We start from the raw sequence: 15,321 nt of genomic DNA, 5'->3' as shown, positions 1-15,321 counted from the left end.
CCACGGGCGGTAAGAGACGAAGGAGAAGACATGGAGACGAGTGTGGAACTCGCCGGCCTGGCATCGGTGGCCGCGGCACGCCTGATCGATCTGCTGGCGACGGACGGCTGGACCGCGGTCAAGTCCTCGGTCCTGTCGCTGTGGCGGTCCGCGCACCCGGAGCGCGTGGAGGAAGAACTCGACGATGCGCGCGGCGAGTTGCTGCAGGCGCAGCAGACGGGCGACGGGCAGGAGCTCCAGGGGCTGCTTGTCGACGAGTGGCAGGCCCGCATCATCCGGCTGCTGGCCACGCGGCCGGACGCCGTCGACGAGCTGCGCGCGCTGTTCGGCGCGGAACTGCGGGCTGCCGAAACCCCGGAACAGCAGGTCACGGGCTCGATGACGCTGGAGGCACACGTCTCCGACGGCGACGCATTCCTGGCCGGCCGGGACATGACGGTCACCAGGGGCGGACAGGCGTGACGGAACGCAGCACCGGCGCCTCGCCCTCCGAGGGGACGCCTTCCGACGGGCCGCCCTCCTCCGACGGGCCGCCCTCCAACGGGCCGCCCTCCAACGGGCCGCGCCCCGACGGCCCGCCCCTCTGGCAGCCGAAACGGCTGGAGGCGACCGTGACGGGAGGGGGCAGTTCCTTCCAAGCCGGCCGCGACCTGCACGTCCGCGTCGGCGACGAGGGGCGCAGAACCGTGCCCGGCCCCGGCGCCGACCAAGTGCTGTGCCCGTACCCGGGATTGGCCCCGTTCGGCGCGCAGCACAAGCAGTGGTTCTACGGCCGCGAGCGGATGGCTCACCTCGTGTGCGAGCGGATGGACGCCCGGATGCGCGAGGGCGGCCCGCTGGTGCTGATCGGCCCCTCGGGGGCCGGGAAGTCGTCCCTGCTCGCGGCCGGAGTGCTGCCGGCCCTGGCCGACGGCCGGCTTCCGGTGGCGGGTTCGAGTACCTGGCGGCGGCTGCTGCTGACCCCGACGGCGTCCCCGGCCCTGGCACTGGCGGCCGCCGCCGGCCTGGACGCCGAGGCCGCCCGGAGCACGGCACCGGAGTGGCGGGCCGACCCCGAACGGTGCCTCGCCGAGCTCCGTGAGATCGCCGGAGCCGACGGACCGGCGCCCACCGGGGAGTCCCGCTCCGCGGGCCTGGTCGTCGTGGTCGACCAGTTCGAGGAGGTCTTCACCGCCTGCGGCGACGAGACCGAACGGCAGTGGTTCATCGACATGTTGGACCGTCTGGCCCGGCCCGCGGGCGGTGCGGCCGTGGTCCTCGGAGTGCGCGCGGACTTCTATGCCGCGTGCACGGCCCATCCGCAGCTCCGGGCGGCGCTCCAGGCCGGACCGGTCCTCCTTGAGCCGATGACGGAGGACGAACTCAAGCAGGCGATCCGCCGCCCGGCCGGCAACGTGGGACTCGACGTCGAGGACGGCCTGGTCGAGGTGCTCCTCGCGGACCTGGGCGCGGCCGGGGGCCCGGTCGGTACGAGCACCACGGGCCGACTGCCGCTGCTCGCACACGCGTTGCGGGCCACCTGGCAGCAGCGCCACGGCCATACGCTCACCGTGGACGGATACCGCGTCACCGGCGGCATCCAGGGCGCCGTCGCCACCACGGCGAACCGGCTCTACGACTCCCTGCCGCCGCCCTGCCACGAGGCCGCGCGGTGGGTGTTCCTGCGGCTCGTCATCGTGGGACGCGACGCCGACGACAGCCGCCGCCGCGTCCGGTACGAGGAGCTGCTGCGCCACGCACCGGACCGGGAAGCAGCCGAAAAGGTCCTGACCGAATTCACCGGTGGCCGGCTGCTGACCCGGGACCAGGACGACACGGTGGTGATGACCCATGAGGTACTCATCCGCGCCTGGCCCCGGCTGCGGGACTGGATCGAACACGACCGCAACGGGAACCTCGTACGACAGGATCTGGAGGAGGCGGCCGCGCTCTGGGAGCAGGCCGGCCGGGAGACCGCCGTGCTGTACCGCGGCAACCGCCTGGAGGCCGCCCTCGCCTGGGCCGAGACGCACGGGCCTGAACTCAGCGGCGTCGCACGGGCGTTCCTGGCAGCCGCCCGCCACCACCAGCGGCGCGGGCAACGGCTGCGGCGCGGCGCGGTCGCCGCCATCACCGCCCTGGCCGTGCTCGCCTCGCTGGCCGCGGTGTTCGCCTTCCAGCAGGAGTCCCAAGCCCGCGAAGCCGCCGCCCAGGCCCTGCGATCCCGCAACGAGGCCATCAACGCCGCCGTCACCTCCGCGTCCGTGCAACTGGCGCCGACCGATCCCTCGCTGTCCGCCCAACTCGCCCTGACCGCCTACCGCATGGACCCGACCTCGAAGGCGGCGTCCCGGCTCATCTCGACTCAGAACACACCGCTGGCCACCCGGCTTCCCGGCCCGCGCGGCGTGGTGTACACCGTGGACTACAGCCCCGACGGGCACTTGCTGGCGGCCGGGAACGTCCGCCAGAACCTCGTCCGGCTGTGGGACGTCTCCGATCCCGGCCGTCCGGTGGCGCTCGGCAAACCCCTGCCCGTGGACCGCCACGTCACCTCGATCCGGTCGCTCGCGTTCAGTGCGGACGGCCGGACGCTGGCCATCGGCGGCGACACCACCGGCCACGGCAACGCCGGTTCCGGCGGATTCGTCGAACTGTGGAGCCTGACCAGCCCCAGCCACCCGGACCTGCTCGGCCAGCTGAAGAGTCCCCACATCAAGGGCTTCGACGCGGCGACCACCGTCGAATCGCTGGCGTTCAGCCCCGACGGCCGCACCCTGGCCGCCGGATGGCACGCCGGACTCGTCAGCCTGTGGAACGTCACCGACCCCGACGACGTCCCGCCCGCGGCAGCGCCCCTGAGCCTCGACTGCCCCAAGGTCTTCTCCCACCGCGTGGCGTTCAGCCCCGACGGGCGCACCCTGGCCGCCGCGTGCGACGACGACGCCGGCACCATCCGGCTGTGGAACACCGCCGACCCGGCCCACCCCGACCGCGGCCGCTCCGTGAAGGCCGGACGCCACGTCAACTCCCTGGCGTTCAGCCCCGACAGCCACACCCTGGCCGCCGGTTCCAACGACAGCAGGGTCCGTCTGTGGAAGGTCGCGGACCTCGGCCACCCCACCCCGCTGGGCAAGCCGCTGACGGGTCCCGCCCAACCCGTCATGTCGCTGGCGTTCAGCCCGGACGGCCACACCCTGGCGGCCGGCAGCGCCGACCACGCCGTCTATCTGTGGAACGTCAGCCACCCCAAGGCCATCGCCCCGCTGGGTCGGCCGCTGACCGGTCCCGGCGACGCGGTGACCGACCTGGTGTTCAGCCCCGACAGCCGCACCCTCGCCGCCGGGAACACCGACGGCAACGTCGATCTGTGGAATCTGCCGCCCACCCGGATCATCGGCGCCGGCGGCAACGTGGCATCCGTGGCGTTCCGTCCCGACGGGCGCACCCTGGCCGCCGGAAACCAGAACGAGACCGTCTCGCTGTGGGACACCGCCGACCCCCGCCACCCCGTGCCCCGGGGCGATCCGCTCACCGGTCCCGAGGACCCGGTCAACGCCGTGGCGTTCAGCCCGGACGGGCGCACCTTGGCCGTAGGCGACAGCGGCGGCAAGGTCACCCTGTGGAACACCGCCGACCCCAGCCGTCCCGTTCGCCTCCGTGAGACCCTCACCGGGGCGGACGGGCTCATCTTCTCCGTGGTGTTCAGCCCGGACGGCAAGACCTTGGCCGCGGCCGGCGACGACGAGGACGGCAGCATCGCCCTGTGGGACGTCAGCGACCCTGCGAAGCCCGTCACCAAGGCCGAGATCTCCAACGACCGCACGAGATCCGTCCAGTCCCTGGCGTTCAGCCGCGACGGCACGATGCTGGCGGCGGGCGGCGACGGCAGCAACGGCGAGGTCGGTCTGTGGAGTACGACGGACCCCGGGGTCCGCATCGGGAAGCCGATCCCCCAGCCGACCGCCACCAGCACCTGGGTGGCGTTCAGCCCGGACGGCCGCACGCTCGCCACCGGCAACAGCCGCGGCACCGTCACCCTGTGGGACGCCACCGACCCCCACCACCTCACCCGCAGAGGCAGTCCCCTGACCGTGCCCGGCGGCAGCCTGTGGTCGGTGGCCTTCAGCCCCGACGGGAACACCCTCGCAGCGGCCGGCCACACCGACGACGGCACCATCAACCTCTGGGACGTCACCGATCCCGACCGTCCCGCCCCCATCGGCCGGCCGCTGACCGTGGAGACCGGATTCGCCGCCGTGCTCGCGTTCAGTCCGGACGGTGACACCCTCGCGGCCACCACCGACGACGGTGTGGCCACGCTCTGGGACCTGAAGGTCGAGTCCGCCATCAGCCGTGTCTGCGACGCGAGCTCCGGCGCTCTGAGCCGCCGGCAATGGACCCGATACGTTCCCGAACTGCCGTACGACCCGCCCTGTGCGACCACCCGGTAGGGCCTGGCCGGGTGGCAGCCGGCGCCGGCGACCCGGGCCTCAGGTCCTGGTTCCGTCGTTGCCGTCCGACCCCGGCCAGCCGGCCTCTTCCGGCATCGCCTCACCCGCGCTGAGGTGGTCGAGGACCTCGGCGAGTTCGTCGCAGGCCTGCTGGACCGAGCGGCGGGTGGCCCGCTGCTCGGTGACCAGGGAGGAAAGGAGCAGCGCGGTGAGGGCGGCGGCGCCGTTGAAGGCCTGGAGCTTGACCATGACCTCGACGTTGGACATGTGCATGAAGGCGCCGGTCTCGGTGTTCGCGGCGAACGTGGCCAACACGGAGGCGAACAGCGCGCACACCATGCTGTCGAACAGCCGAAGGCGCAGCGCCGCCCAGATCAGCAGGGGGAAGATGAGGAAGAGCAGGCTCATGGGGCTGTCGGCCGCCAGCGGGACGAGGGCGACGGCCACGAGGAACAGGCAGCCTCGCTCCTTCCACCGCCCGATCGCGAGGGGCCGGGTCGGCGCCAGGAGCAGCAGGAGCAGTGGGGTGACGAGCAGGACGCCCATCGCGTCGCCCACCCACCAGGCAAGCCACAGGGGCCAGAAGTCGTCGCTGGCCAGGTCGCCGGTCAGGAGTTGCCCGCCCACCCCCATGGTCGCGCTGACGAGCATGGCGGCGAGCGCGCCGAGGAAGACCAGCGCGAGCCCGTCCCGCAGGCGCGTGATGTCGAGCCGGAACCCGACGCGGCGTAACAGCAGGACGGCGCAGAGCGGGGCCAGTGTGTTGCCGGTGATGTTGATCAGTGCGGTGGGCTGCAGCGTGGTGAGCGAGGCGATGACGAGGGCGGCGCCGGCCGCGATGCCCGGCCAGACCTGTACGCCGTAGACGAGCAGTGCGGCCACGGCGACGCCGGTCGGCGGCCAGATGGGCGTCACCACCACGTCCTCGACACCGAGCGCGCCGAGCAGCCCGAGGCGCCCGGCCGCGAAGTACAGCACCGCGACGGCGAGTGCCTCCAGCGCCGTTTTCGCGGGCCGCCGCAATCGTTCTGCATCCACCACTCGGCTATCAGACACCGGCGGCGCGCCCGCAGCCATCCGCACCACGCGGGCGGCCGATGCGATCACGGCTTTCGGTGTCGCTCTCCTCCGGTCTGGTGCCGCTCACCTCTGCGGTGTCTCGGAGTTCGGCAGGAGCCTGCCCCTGGTGCCGCCGTCGTGGCCGACGACGAGGACGGCCGCATCGTCCTCGTGCCCCACCGTGTCCGCCATCTTCATGACGGCCTCGGCCAGCCCGTCGATGCCCACACCCGCGACCACGGAGAGCTGCGCGAGCCGGGCGACCTGCCTGAGGCCGTCGTCCAGGTTCAGCGACGGCCCTTCCACCACTCCGTCGGTCAGGAGTACGAAGACGCCCCCCAGGGTCAGCTGATTCCGCGACACGGGGTACTCGGCGCCGGGAAGCACCCCGAGCGGCGGCCCCCCGTCCCCGCCGGAGACCCCGGACCGGCCGTCGGCGGTCGCCCAGATGTGGGGTATGTGGCCGGCCCGCGCGGACTCCAGGATGCCGCTGACCGGGTCGAGGCGCAGGAACGTACAGGTGGCGAAGAGGTCCGAGCCCAGGGAGACGAGCAGGTCGTTCGTGCGGCGGAGCAGCTCCCCCGGGTCCCCGGTGACGGAGGCGAGGGCGCGCAGTGCGACACGTACCTGACCCATGAACGCGGCCGCCTTGATGTTGTGCCCCTGGACGTCGCCGATGGACATCGCCACGCGGCCGTCCGGCAGGGTGAACGCGTCGTACCAGTCGCCGCCGACGTTGAGCCCGTGCGTGGCGGGCGTGTACCCGACGGCGACGCTGATGCCGGCTGGGTGCGGGAGGTCCCCGGGGAGCATGCCGCGCTGCAGTTCCACGGCGAGCTCGACGCGGGAACGCTGGGCGGCCGCCAGCTCGCGTGCTCGGGCCGTCATCAGCCCGAGCCGGTGGAGCAGCTCCTCGCCGTCGTCGACCGACCCGCCGCGGGACATGGCTCACTCCGGTTCAGCGAGAGCCCCTCGCATCAGTTCCTCCCATGCCGGCCACGGGCAGCTCGAACATGGCTCGCTCCCTCCTACCCTGCCCGGAGTCCGCCCGAGCCGCACCAGGAGCGGACCACGGTCGTACGCGGGCACGGCCGGCTCGCGGGCCCTCGTCGCAGCCTGGTCGGATCCGGGGCGGCGGTGGTCATGCGATGTTCGGCTGAGGTCACCGTATGAGGTCTGAGGGCCGCTGTGGTGATCCTTCGGCGCGGTGGTGTGCTGCGCTTTTTTGTGCTGGTGCGGCGGGAGTTGACTGGCCGGGTCCGCCCTGTTCTGAGCTCTTGAGGAGTAGTGCATGTCGCAGCTGACCGGCCCGGTTCCCGACACTGTGTTTCCGCGTCTGGGCTGGGTCGACGACCTGGTCGTCCCGGCGCTGCGGGAGGCGGTCGGGGCGCTGCCGGCCGCCGAGGCCCGGGTCGCCGGGTACCACCGGGGGTGGACGGAGGCCGACGGGGCTCCGGTGGAGTCGACGCCCCGGCGCGGGAAGGCGGTCCGGCCGGCGCTGACTCTGCTGTCCGCGTTGGCCGTCGGCGGCAGTGCGCGCGATGCGCTGCCCGGTGCCGTGGCCGTGGAGCTCGTGCACGACTTCACCCTGCTGCACGACGACGTGATCGACGGGGACGCGCTGCGCCGGCACCGTCCGGCGGCGTGGTCGGTGTTCGGGACGTCGGCGGCGGTCCTCGCGGGGGACGCGCTGCTCGTCGCGGCGATGCGGGCGGTCTCCGACGTGCCGTGCCGGTCGGCCGCGGCGGTGGCCGAACTGGTGGGCGCGCTGATGGAGTTGGTGGAGGGGCAGAGCGCCGATGTGGCGTTCGAGGAGGCCCCGGCGGTGTCGGTGCCGCAGTATCTGGGGATGGCCGGCGGCAAGACCGGGTCGCTGATGGGCTGCGCCTGCGCGTTGGGCGGGGTGCTCGCGGGCGCGGACGGTGAACGGGTCGGCGGGTTGCGGGAGTTCGGGCGTCGGCTCGGTGTCGCCTTCCAGTGCGCGGACGACGTGCTCGGCATCTGGGGCCGGAGCAGGCGCAGCGGCAAGCCGGTGGGGTCCGACCTCGCGGCGCGCAAGAAGTCGCTGCCCGTGGTGGCGGCGCTCGCCGGTGAGGGCGCGGCGGCACGGGAGTTGCGGGCGCTGTACGCGTCGCCGCATCCGTTGGCCGAGCAGGAGGTCGTCGTCGCGCGCGAGTTGGTGGAGCGGGCCGGGGGGCGGGAGGCGGCCGAGGAGGAGGCGCGGCGTCAACTGGCCGAGGCTCTGCGGGCGTTGTCGTACGCGCGGCCTTCGGCGGATGTGTATCGCCAGTTGCAGGAGATCGCCTGGGCCATGGTGCGGAGGGACGCCTGATCTCCGGGCGCTGCGGAGGCGTGACTTTGGGCCGGGTGGGCCGTTGTCTGTGCAGTGGGGCGTTTTGTGACGTCTGTCCGGCTGCCCCCGTCGCCCCGGGAGGGGACTCTTCGTGAGGAAACGTAGTGGGGTTGTGCACCTGAGCGAGTCCATTCCGGCCCCCCTGCAGGGCGACCTCCCTGCGGTGTCCGCGTACGGGCTGCAGGTGGTCCGGGGCAGTCACACGGTCCTGTCGGGTGTGACCTTCGTGGTTCCGCGGGGTTGCATCGTGGGTCTGCTCGGCCCGAGCGGTTGCGGGAAGACGACGTTGCTCCGCTCGGTGGTCGGTGTGCAGCAGGCCACCTCCGGCCATGTGCAGGTTCTCGGACATCCGGCGGGGGCCGCGCAGTTGAGCACCCGGGTCGGGTACGTGACCCAGGCTCCGTCGGTGTACGCGGACCTGACCGTCCTGGAGAACCTGCGCTATTTCGCGGCGGCGTTGGGGATGCGGGGCTGGCGCCGGGAGGACGCGGTGGTCCGCGTGGTCAAGGAGGTCGACCTCACGGGCTATGCGGACCAGCTGGTGTCCCGGCTGTCCGGCGGGCAGTACTCGCGGGTCTCGCTGGCCGTGGCGCTGCTGAACAAGCCCGACCTGCTGGTGATGGACGAACCGACGGTGGGGCTCGATCCGATGGTGCGCCGGGAGTTGTGGGTGGTCTTCCAACGGCTGGCCGAGGAGGGCACGACGCTCCTCGTCTCCAGCCATGTGATGGACGAGGCCGACCGCTGCGACCGGCTGTTGTTGATGCGCGCCGGGCGGCTCCTCGCGAGCGCCCCGCGCTCCACGGTGCTGGAGCGCACCGGCTGTACGGGGACGGAGGAGGCGTTCATGCATTTGGTGGAGGCTGCCGAGGCGGCGGAGGCCCGGCAGCGTCAACAGGCCGCCGCGCAGGCCCTGTTGCCGGATCTGGCGGGTCTGTACGGGCTGCACGAGCAGGGCGGCGAGGCCGACGCGGAGCGTGCCGCCTTCTCCACCGCGGACACGCGGCTGTGAGCCTCGGCCGCCTGGTGGAGAGGCTGCCGTTCTCGCCGACCATCACGGCTGCGACGGCGGTGCGGGTGCTGCACCAGATCTCCCGCGACAAGGGCAGTACGGCGCTGCTGCTCGGCATTCCCTGCATGCTGATGGTGCTGCTCAAGTTGATGTTCCACGACTCCGAGTCCAGCTTCGAACGGATCGGGCCGCAGGTCTTCGGCATCTTCCCGGTGATCGTGATGTACCTGGTGGCGTCCATGTCGACGCTGCGGGAACGCACCACCGGCACCGCGGAACGGCTGCTGACCATGCCGGTGCGACGGCTCGACATCGTGCTCGGCTACAGCTTCGCGTTCGCGTTCCTCGCGCTGCTGCAGGCGGTGATCTCCACCCTGTTGTGTGTGGGGCCGCTGGGTCTTGACATCGAGGGGCCCGCCTACCTGCTGATGGTCATCGCGATGCTCGGCGCTCTTCTCGGTCTCGCCCTGGGGTTGCTGGTCAGCGCGTTCGCCCGGAACGAGTTCCAGGCCGTGCAGTTCCTGCCCGCGGGCGTACTGCCGCAGTTCCTGGTGTGCGGGCTTTTCGTGCCGCGCGACGAGATGCAGGGGGCGCTGTCGGCGGTCGCCAAGGTCATGCCGATGACGTACGCCGTGGAGGCCGCGGGCGAGGCCGCCGCGCATCCCGGTGTCACGGGGGTGTTCGTGCGGGACGCGCTGCTGATTCTGGTGTGCGTGATTCTCGTACTCGTCGCCAGTGCGGCCACGCTCAAGCGCTGATATCGCGGAGCTTTTAGCAGAACTTTCAGCTGAACTTGTAGCCGAACTTGTAGCCGAACTTTCAGATCCGGGAATTACCTGCGCCCGTCCCCCTCGCATCCGGGGCGATGCGAGGGTGACGGGCGCTTGGCGCTCGGCGCGGAGTCGCTCAGTCCCGCATGTCCCACGACATGCCGCCGGAGATCGTACCGCTGCTCGGCAGGTCGAACGGGCCGAAGTGCAGCGGGGATTCGTCCTGCACCGAGTAGCCGGGGACGCCCGGCTCGGGGAAGGCCGCGGCGGCGGAGGCGGCGCTCGCACTGCCCGCGGCAAGCGCGAGAGCCATAAGCGAAACGGCGGCCAGACGGCGAAGCTGCATTGACATGAAAATCCTCCTGGGCGGGGTGAAGAAGAAAGCTAGGAAAGGGGATTATGGGTACCCTATTCGGCGTCCACTGTGCCTGGGTATCGGAAATGCCGCCGCACGTCAAAGGCGGAAAAAGCGAAAGTGGGAAAACCATGACTGTGCCGTTCCGTACGGCGGTCTTCGCGATGGGGGTCGTTCTCTCGACGGTGTTGCCGGCGACGGCGGCAGCGACGGCCCAGGGCAGCGGCGGCGGGGCCGCGGCGGACGTGGTCGCCGAGGTCAACCGGCGGCGTGCCGAGGCGGGTTGCGGTCCGCTGCGGCTGCGGGCCGACCTCACCCGGGCCGCGCAGGCGCACAGCGCCGACATGGCCCGCCACGGACGCCTGGACCACATCGGCTCCGACGGCAGCCGCCCGCACGAGCGGATGCGGGCAGCCGGTTACCGGGCCCGCCATTCCGGGGAGGCCATCGCGTCCGCCTCGGGAGACGCGGGCACCGTGACGGAGTTGTGGATGGAGAGCCCGGGGCATCGCGACCTCATCCTCACCTGCCGCTACCGCGATGCGGGCGTCGGCCGGGCCGACCGCGCCGACGGCCCCTGGTGGACCCTGGACCTGGCCACCGGGCCCTGACGGGCAGTCAGTTGAGGTCCTCGTCCCACCACCAGGCGACGCCGGGCGCGCCCGCCGGCGGGCCGGGCCTGAGGTCACTCGGCTCGTCGGCCCACACCAGCCGGGTGTCCTCCATCTCGTCCGGCCAGTGGCCCTGGCTGAGATAGCGCGGCACCCTGAGCCCCCACTCGTTGTTGCCGCGCACTCCGTAGCGCAGGCCCTGCAGATACGTGGCGAGGTCCGCGCCGGCGGTGGGCCGCACCCGGTCGTGGAGTTCCAGGAAGCGGCGCAGGACGCGGTCGCGCAGCCCGTTGGCCTCGTCGACGGCCTGCTGCAGCGGCAGGCCGCGCTCGGCCATCAGCACGGTGTAGATGTTCTGGTCGGCGTGCCCCCGGCTCAGTTCCTTGTGCAGGGAGTGCCGGTCGTTGTCGAGCGAGGCCACCATCAGGGCCATCTCGGTCAGCGCGGCGACCGCGGGGCGGTGCATCTCCCGGTCGGGCACCTCGGCCCCGGTGGCCAGCTCCAGGAGGGCGAACGTCGGGAAGCCGCCCGCCGCGAGCATCCGCATCGACAGGAACTCGTCGAGCGCGGGCATGCGGCCCACGGCCTGGTTCCCGATCTGCCAGGCGACCCCGGACAGCCAGGCCCGGTGGGCGTGTACGAAGCGGGCGACCTGCGTGGGCGGCGCGAAGGAGCGAAAGCTTCGCGTGATGTCCTGCAGGGCGCGGGCGTAGCGGTCCTCGGGCTGTGCGAGGCCGGTCTCGCAGGCCCGCTGCACCTGGCCGGCGAGGGCGTTGAACTGTGCGGGGCGGCTGCTCAGCGGACCGCTGTCGCAGCGGGCGTCGTCGAACGCGAAGCCCCAGTACACCCATTGGACGGCGGCGAGGAGTCTGTCGTCGTCGGCCACCGGGGCGAAGCGGGCGAAGAAGTCGGCGCTGTGGGTCGCCACGACCCAGGCCTTCTCACGTTCCGACGCACACATGCCGCTGTCGTCGATCCATTGCACCGCCCGCCTCTCGACGTCGTGGACATGCGGGTGCAGGGAGGACTCCAACGGGCAGTAGACGGGCGGCAGTTCCACGTCGAGGGAGTGGGCGGCCATGGCGGCGGCAACCTTCCGGTCGGGGGCGGCGGGCGGCCACGATCATGTGGGAGCACACGCCGAGATCCGTCGAGGCATGACCGTCGTTCCGAGGCGTCAGTCGAAGAGGCGACCCAGGGCTCCCCGTTGACCCGCCGCGCTGCCGCTGCCCTTTAGATCACACTTACCGCAGGCCTGTGACCAGGCACGGAGCACCTCGTTGAAGCGGGCATGCGATTCCGTACCTGCCAGCGTGCCGCTGTTCTGCTTCTGATCGTCGCCTCTCTCCAGAGCGGTGCGACCGCACTCGCCGACGGGAAGGGGCCCGGCGGTCAGGGCGCCTCGAAGACGGCCCCCGTCGATCCCCTGGCGCCGTTCTCCCAGGGAGCCTCGGCCCTGGCCGGCATGGCGGCGCCGTTCGTCAACGCGGCCAGCGACGCCATGTTCCCCAGGCGCTGACCCTGCCTCCTCCCCCCCCCCCCCCCGGCGGAACAGCGCCGGGCGCCGGGCGTCAGGCGAGGTTCTCGGTGAAGAACGCGTCCAGCCGGTCGAAGGGGATGAGCTCCTTGCGGTCGTACAGGTCGACGTGGTCCGCGCCCGGGACGATCACCAGGTCGACGCTGTCGGGGGCCTTCGCCCGCACGTCCTCGGAGTAGTACCGGGAGTGCGCTTCGGCGCCGGCCACCAGGAGGGCCTTGCGGGGCGCCAACAAGTCGATGTTCGTCATCAGTTGGAAGGCGAAGAACGACATGGGCGTGGTCGCGGTCCACGCGGTGGTGGAGTTGATCGAGCGCGGGTGGTAGCCGCGCTCGGTGCGGTAGTAGTCGAAGAAGTTCGCCGTGACCGGGTCGGCGTCGGCCGGGAGGGTCTCGGGCAGGACGCGGTCCGAGGGGGCGACGTCGCCGTTCTCGTCGAAGGGCACCTCGTGGGAGAGCCGCGCGTAGGTGCCCTTCTCGGCGTCGGTCCAGCGCTGCCGGCTGAGGTGCTCCACGACCTTCCGGCGCTGCTCGGGCGTGTAGTAGTCCTCGTGGCCGCGGGACATGCTGCGCGACATGTCGTACATCGAGGCCGTGGCGACCGCCTTGATACGGCTGTCGGCGGCCGCCGCTGTGAGTGCCATGCCGCTCAGGCCGCAGACGGCCTGCGCGCCGATCCGGTCCCGGTCGACGATCTTCTGCAGGCCGAGGAAGTCGACGGCGGCGCTGTAGTCCTCGGTGTAGACGTCGGGCGAGGCCACGTCGCGCACCGTGCCGCCGCTCTCCCCGGTGAAGGAGGGGTCGAAGGCGAGGGCGACGTACCCGCGGCGGGCGAACTCGTTGGCGTAGAGCCCCGACGACTGTTCCTTGACCGCGCCGAACGGGCCGCTGACCACCAGGGCGGGCAGCTTGCCGCTCGCGTTCTTCGGTACGTAGAGGTCAGCGGCGACGTCGATGCCGTAGCGGTTCCTGAACCGCACCGCGGTCCGCTCGACGTTCTTGTCCAACGCGAAGTCGATCGGTGGAGGAAGGGGCGCGACGGTCGGCGGGTGCCGTGGCCGGTGCGCGATTCGAGGAAACCGCTTCTGTACCGGGCGTGACAGGTCGGGTTTGTGGGGGGTACAAGCTCGCCCCCCTCTACCCCGCCCGCACGCACAGGTGCGGCCCCGCTCGGAGGAGGGGGCCGCACCTTGTGAGTTCAGGCTGTGCTCAGACGGAGAACGATCCGGTGCCCGGCGCCACGTGGGATCCGTACCCGGGCATGATGGTGAGCCCCGGGGTCACGCAGAACGGGTCGGCGTGGACGGTCACCGGCTTGTCGGTCCGGTTGGTCAGCGTGTGCGCGGCCAGCGGCAGCTTGTGGCAGCCCTGCGGGTTCTCGTAGGTGTCCAGAGGCTGGAATTCGGTGGAGAAGACGACGACATCTCCGGCGTCGGCGGCCTGTGCGGGCGCCACCATGCCCAGGGTCGAGGCCGCTGCCGCCAGAGAGATCAGTAGTGCTCGTGAACGCATGGTCTTTCCTCACCACGATCGATCCCGCTTCCGTCGCGGGCACACTGCACAGCTACCGTGCGGGCAACTTCAAGATCCGGCTCGCTCGGAAGGTTCACCCTTCAGGCCGCACCCTCCGGTCGAGGGCGCCACGCGGGCGCGGATCGGCCATGTGGGTTCGACTGCGGTGCGGTTCGGGGCGGTTGAAGCGGTGTCAGGTCTGAACGCGGAGCGCGGGCGGTCAGAGGCGGTGCACGGGGGCGGTGTCGTCGGTCCAGTGCCAACTCGCCGGGCTCCACTGCTTCTTGAGGGCGGTGCGCTCCTTGGCGTAGGCGCGCAGGGCGTCCTCCGCCGCCTGGCCGAGGTCGCCGAGCGAGTCGGGGCGGGGGATGCGGAGCAGCAGGTGCTGGGTGCGGTGGACGAGGATCAGGTCGCCTGCGGGGGTGCAGTCGGCGAGGGTGAAGTGCTTGAGGAGTCGGTAGCGCTTGTCCTCCAGGTCGAGGCGTTGGGCCCGCACCCCTGTGGCGGTCCAGGCGAAGAGGCCGTAGCGGTTGAGGTGGTAGATCCGCTCGCTGACGGGGTCGGCGACGATCTCGAAGCAGTGGCCGGTGAACGGCGAGTCGCGGTGCAGGTGCATGCCGCCCAACTGGCCGACGAACTCCCCCTGGTCGCTGATCAGCGTGAACGCGAACCTCTGGCCGCGACTTCCGCCGCGGTAGATGTGGCCGTAGACGGGGACGACGAACAGGTCCTCCCGTACGACAGCGGGCCGGCCGAGGCGGGCGTCGCGCCAGTCCCACAGCCGGGCGGTCGGCTCCAGCTCGGTGAGGTGTTCCGTCAGCGAGGGGCGCGGCCGGTGGCCCATGCCGACCGGCTCTCCCTGGTACAGCACGCCGGGCCGCAGCTCCGCCTCGGTCTGCCTGACGGGCTCGGCCTCCATGGCGGCGAGGGCCCGCAGGACCGGCTTCGCGTACGGGGTGAGGGGCTGGTCGGTGATCGACACGATGTTGTCGAGCAGCGAGCCGTAGCTGTAGAGCCCGAACTCGCCGGTCGTGCACAGCAGTCGGCCGGCCGGGGTCGTGCTGATCGACGAGGCGAACGGGTCGTGCGGGCCGTCGTCGTGGCGTCGGCGGGGCATGGCGTGGCGGGCGGTCACCGTCGTGAGATCCGGGGTGACCAGATGGGTCTGGTCGCCGGCCCCGGTTGCCGCGAGCGTCCCGTCGGGCAGGACGCACAGCGCCTGCGCCCACCACAAGTCCTCGCCGAGGCCGGGCAGTCGGCCACCGAAGGTCGTGTCCTGGCGCAGGTACTCGGTCTGCCCGGAGACTCCGACGGCGAGCGGGGTCCCGTCGGGTGCGTGCCTGCTCACCAGCACGTAGCTGAAGTCCGCCTTCGCCGGGTCGGCCTCGTCGTCCGCCACACCGTAGGTGTGCCGGTGGACCCGGGAGAGGACGTAGAGCTCTCCGGAGGGGGCGGTGGCGACGTCGTTGACGTGCATGCCCCAGCCCTGGGTGTACTTGCGGTCCAGGTCGATCGCGTGGTGCTCGACGAGCGCGGACGGCAGCGGCACGGGTATGGCGTAGGTCATGGGTGCCATTCTCACCGGCACCACTGACAACTCCGGTGGGCCTGCCGGGGGTTGGGCCGGCTGCCCGGCGGGTCGCACATGAAGCGCCCGCCGGGCCCGGCGCACCGTTCGGC

General features: G+C 71.8%; 14 protein-coding genes. 7 read left to right on the top strand and 7 right to left on the bottom strand.

The features are described from left to right. Positions 1 to 30 precede the first annotated feature (30 nt). Both QIS96_RS17335 and QIS96_RS17330 read left to right on the top strand, forming a co-directional pair. Positions 31 to 462 (top strand): hypothetical protein, encoded by a 432-nt coding sequence (locus QIS96_RS17335; RefSeq protein ID WP_282543519.1) that lies wholly within the window; start codon positions 31 to 33, stop codon positions 460 to 462. Next, the gene (locus QIS96_RS17330; RefSeq protein ID WP_282543518.1) at positions 459 to 4,433 is read left to right on the top strand and encodes an nSTAND1 domain-containing NTPase; all 3,975 of its coding nucleotides are present in this window, start codon (positions 459 to 461) and stop codon (positions 4,431 to 4,433) included. The genes QIS96_RS17335 and QIS96_RS17330 overlap by 4 nt, the downstream gene beginning before the upstream one ends. A gap of 39 nt (positions 4,434 to 4,472) precedes the next feature. Here QIS96_RS17330 and QIS96_RS17325 read toward each other — a convergent pair whose 3' ends face one another. Both QIS96_RS17325 and QIS96_RS17320 read right to left on the bottom strand, forming a co-directional pair. Further along, positions 4,473 to 5,474 (bottom strand): MASE1 domain-containing protein, encoded by a 1,002-nt coding sequence (locus QIS96_RS17325; RefSeq protein ID WP_282543517.1) that lies wholly within the window; start codon positions 5,472 to 5,474, stop codon positions 4,473 to 4,475. Between the two features lie 102 nt (positions 5,475 to 5,576). Further along, positions 5,577 to 6,437 (bottom strand): PP2C family protein-serine/threonine phosphatase, encoded by an 861-nt coding sequence (locus QIS96_RS17320; protein ID WP_282543516.1) that lies wholly within the window; start codon positions 6,435 to 6,437, stop codon positions 5,577 to 5,579. Positions 6,438 to 6,783: 346 nt separating this feature from the next. On the opposite strand from QIS96_RS17320, the gene QIS96_RS17315 reads away from it, so the two are divergent. The 3 genes from QIS96_RS17315 (at position 6,784) to QIS96_RS17305 (ending at position 9,615) form a co-directional block, all read left to right on the top strand. Then, positions 6,784 to 7,824, top strand: a complete 1,041-nt coding sequence (locus tag QIS96_RS17315) for a polyprenyl synthetase family protein (protein WP_282543515.1) — start codon at positions 6,784 to 6,786, stop codon at positions 7,822 to 7,824. A gap of 184 nt (positions 7,825 to 8,008) precedes the next feature. Beyond that, on the top strand, positions 8,009 to 8,857 hold the full coding sequence (locus QIS96_RS17310) for an ABC transporter ATP-binding protein (RefSeq protein WP_408907206.1): 849 nt from the start codon (positions 8,009 to 8,011) through the stop codon (positions 8,855 to 8,857). Beyond that, complete coding sequence (locus tag QIS96_RS17305; RefSeq protein ID WP_282543514.1) at positions 8,854 to 9,615, top strand: ABC transporter permease; 762 nt, start codon at positions 8,854 to 8,856, stop codon at positions 9,613 to 9,615. Before QIS96_RS17310 ends, QIS96_RS17305 begins: the two co-directional genes overlap by 4 nt. Positions 9,616 to 9,763: 148 nt before the next feature. Here the strand turns inward: QIS96_RS17305 and QIS96_RS17300 are convergent, their stop codons facing one another. Continuing rightward, positions 9,764 to 9,979 (bottom strand): hypothetical protein, encoded by a 216-nt coding sequence (locus QIS96_RS17300; protein WP_282543513.1) that lies wholly within the window; start codon positions 9,977 to 9,979, stop codon positions 9,764 to 9,766. Between the two features lie 134 nt (positions 9,980 to 10,113). Here QIS96_RS17300 and QIS96_RS17295 point away from each other — a divergent pair, with 134 nt between their 5' ends. Continuing rightward, entirely contained in the window at positions 10,114 to 10,593 is a 480-nt protein-coding gene (locus QIS96_RS17295) for a CAP domain-containing protein (RefSeq protein WP_282543512.1), read from the top strand. A 7-nt stretch (positions 10,594 to 10,600) separates the two neighbouring features. Here the strand turns inward: QIS96_RS17295 and QIS96_RS17290 are convergent, their stop codons facing one another. Continuing rightward, positions 10,601 to 11,674 (bottom strand): terpene synthase family protein, encoded by a 1,074-nt coding sequence (locus QIS96_RS17290; RefSeq protein ID WP_282543511.1) that lies wholly within the window; start codon positions 11,672 to 11,674, stop codon positions 10,601 to 10,603. Between the two features lie 210 nt (positions 11,675 to 11,884). Between QIS96_RS17290 and QIS96_RS17285 the strand changes: the two genes are divergently transcribed. After that, complete coding sequence (locus QIS96_RS17285; RefSeq protein ID WP_282543510.1) at positions 11,885 to 12,112, top strand: hypothetical protein; 228 nt, start codon at positions 11,885 to 11,887, stop codon at positions 12,110 to 12,112. Positions 12,113 to 12,164: 52 nt separating this feature from the next. Here the strand turns inward: QIS96_RS17285 and QIS96_RS17280 are convergent, their stop codons facing one another. From QIS96_RS17280 to QIS96_RS17270, 3 genes are all read right to left on the bottom strand, one after another. After that, on the bottom strand, positions 12,165 to 13,136 hold the full coding sequence (locus QIS96_RS17280; RefSeq protein ID WP_282543509.1) for an alpha/beta hydrolase: 972 nt from the start codon (positions 13,134 to 13,136) through the stop codon (positions 12,165 to 12,167). 202 nt (positions 13,137 to 13,338) lie between these two features. Continuing rightward, a complete protein-coding gene (locus QIS96_RS17275) occupies positions 13,339 to 13,641 on the bottom strand; it encodes a hypothetical protein (protein WP_282543508.1) in 303 nt (100 codons plus the stop codon). A 220-nt stretch (positions 13,642 to 13,861) separates the two neighbouring features. After that, positions 13,862 to 15,208 carry a hypothetical protein gene (locus QIS96_RS17270; RefSeq protein WP_282543507.1) on the bottom strand — a complete coding sequence of 449 codons (1,347 nt, stop codon included), beginning with the start codon at positions 15,206 to 15,208 and terminating at the stop codon, positions 13,862 to 13,864. Positions 15,209 to 15,321: the final 113 nt, after the last annotated feature.

Source organism: Streptomyces cavernicola (genome assembly GCF_029968035.1).
GTDB classification, from domain to species: Bacteria; Actinomycetota; Actinomycetes; order Streptomycetales; family Streptomycetaceae; genus Streptomyces; species Streptomyces cavernicola.
Note: the sequence above shows the minus strand (reverse complement) of the source record. Positions and strands in the feature narration are given on the sequence as shown.

Excerpts from the sequence above, each read along its gene's own strand:
- QIS96_RS17335 (WP_282543519.1), top strand. The coding sequence starts at position 31 with ATGGAGACGAGTGTGGAACTCGCCGGCCTGGCATCGGTGGCCGCGGCA.
- QIS96_RS17320 (WP_282543516.1), bottom strand. The coding sequence starts at position 6,437 with ATGTCCCGCGGCGGGTCGGTCGACGACGGCGAGGAGCTGCTCCACCGG.
- QIS96_RS17315 (WP_282543515.1), top strand. The coding sequence starts at position 6,784 with ATGTCGCAGCTGACCGGCCCGGTTCCCGACACTGTGTTTCCGCGTCTG.
- QIS96_RS17300 (WP_282543513.1), bottom strand. The coding sequence starts at position 9,979 with ATGTCAATGCAGCTTCGCCGTCTGGCCGCCGTTTCGCTTATGGCTCTC.
- QIS96_RS17295 (WP_282543512.1), top strand. The coding sequence starts at position 10,114 with ATGACTGTGCCGTTCCGTACGGCGGTCTTCGCGATGGGGGTCGTTCTC.
- QIS96_RS17290 (WP_282543511.1), bottom strand. The coding sequence starts at position 11,674 with ATGGCCGCCCACTCCCTCGACGTGGAACTGCCGCCCGTCTACTGCCCG.
- QIS96_RS17285 (WP_282543510.1), top strand. The coding sequence starts at position 11,885 with ATGCGATTCCGTACCTGCCAGCGTGCCGCTGTTCTGCTTCTGATCGTC.
- QIS96_RS17275 (WP_282543508.1), bottom strand. The coding sequence starts at position 13,641 with ATGCGTTCACGAGCACTACTGATCTCTCTGGCGGCAGCGGCCTCGACC.
- QIS96_RS17270 (WP_282543507.1), bottom strand. The coding sequence starts at position 15,208 with ATGACCTACGCCATACCCGTGCCGCTGCCGTCCGCGCTCGTCGAGCAC.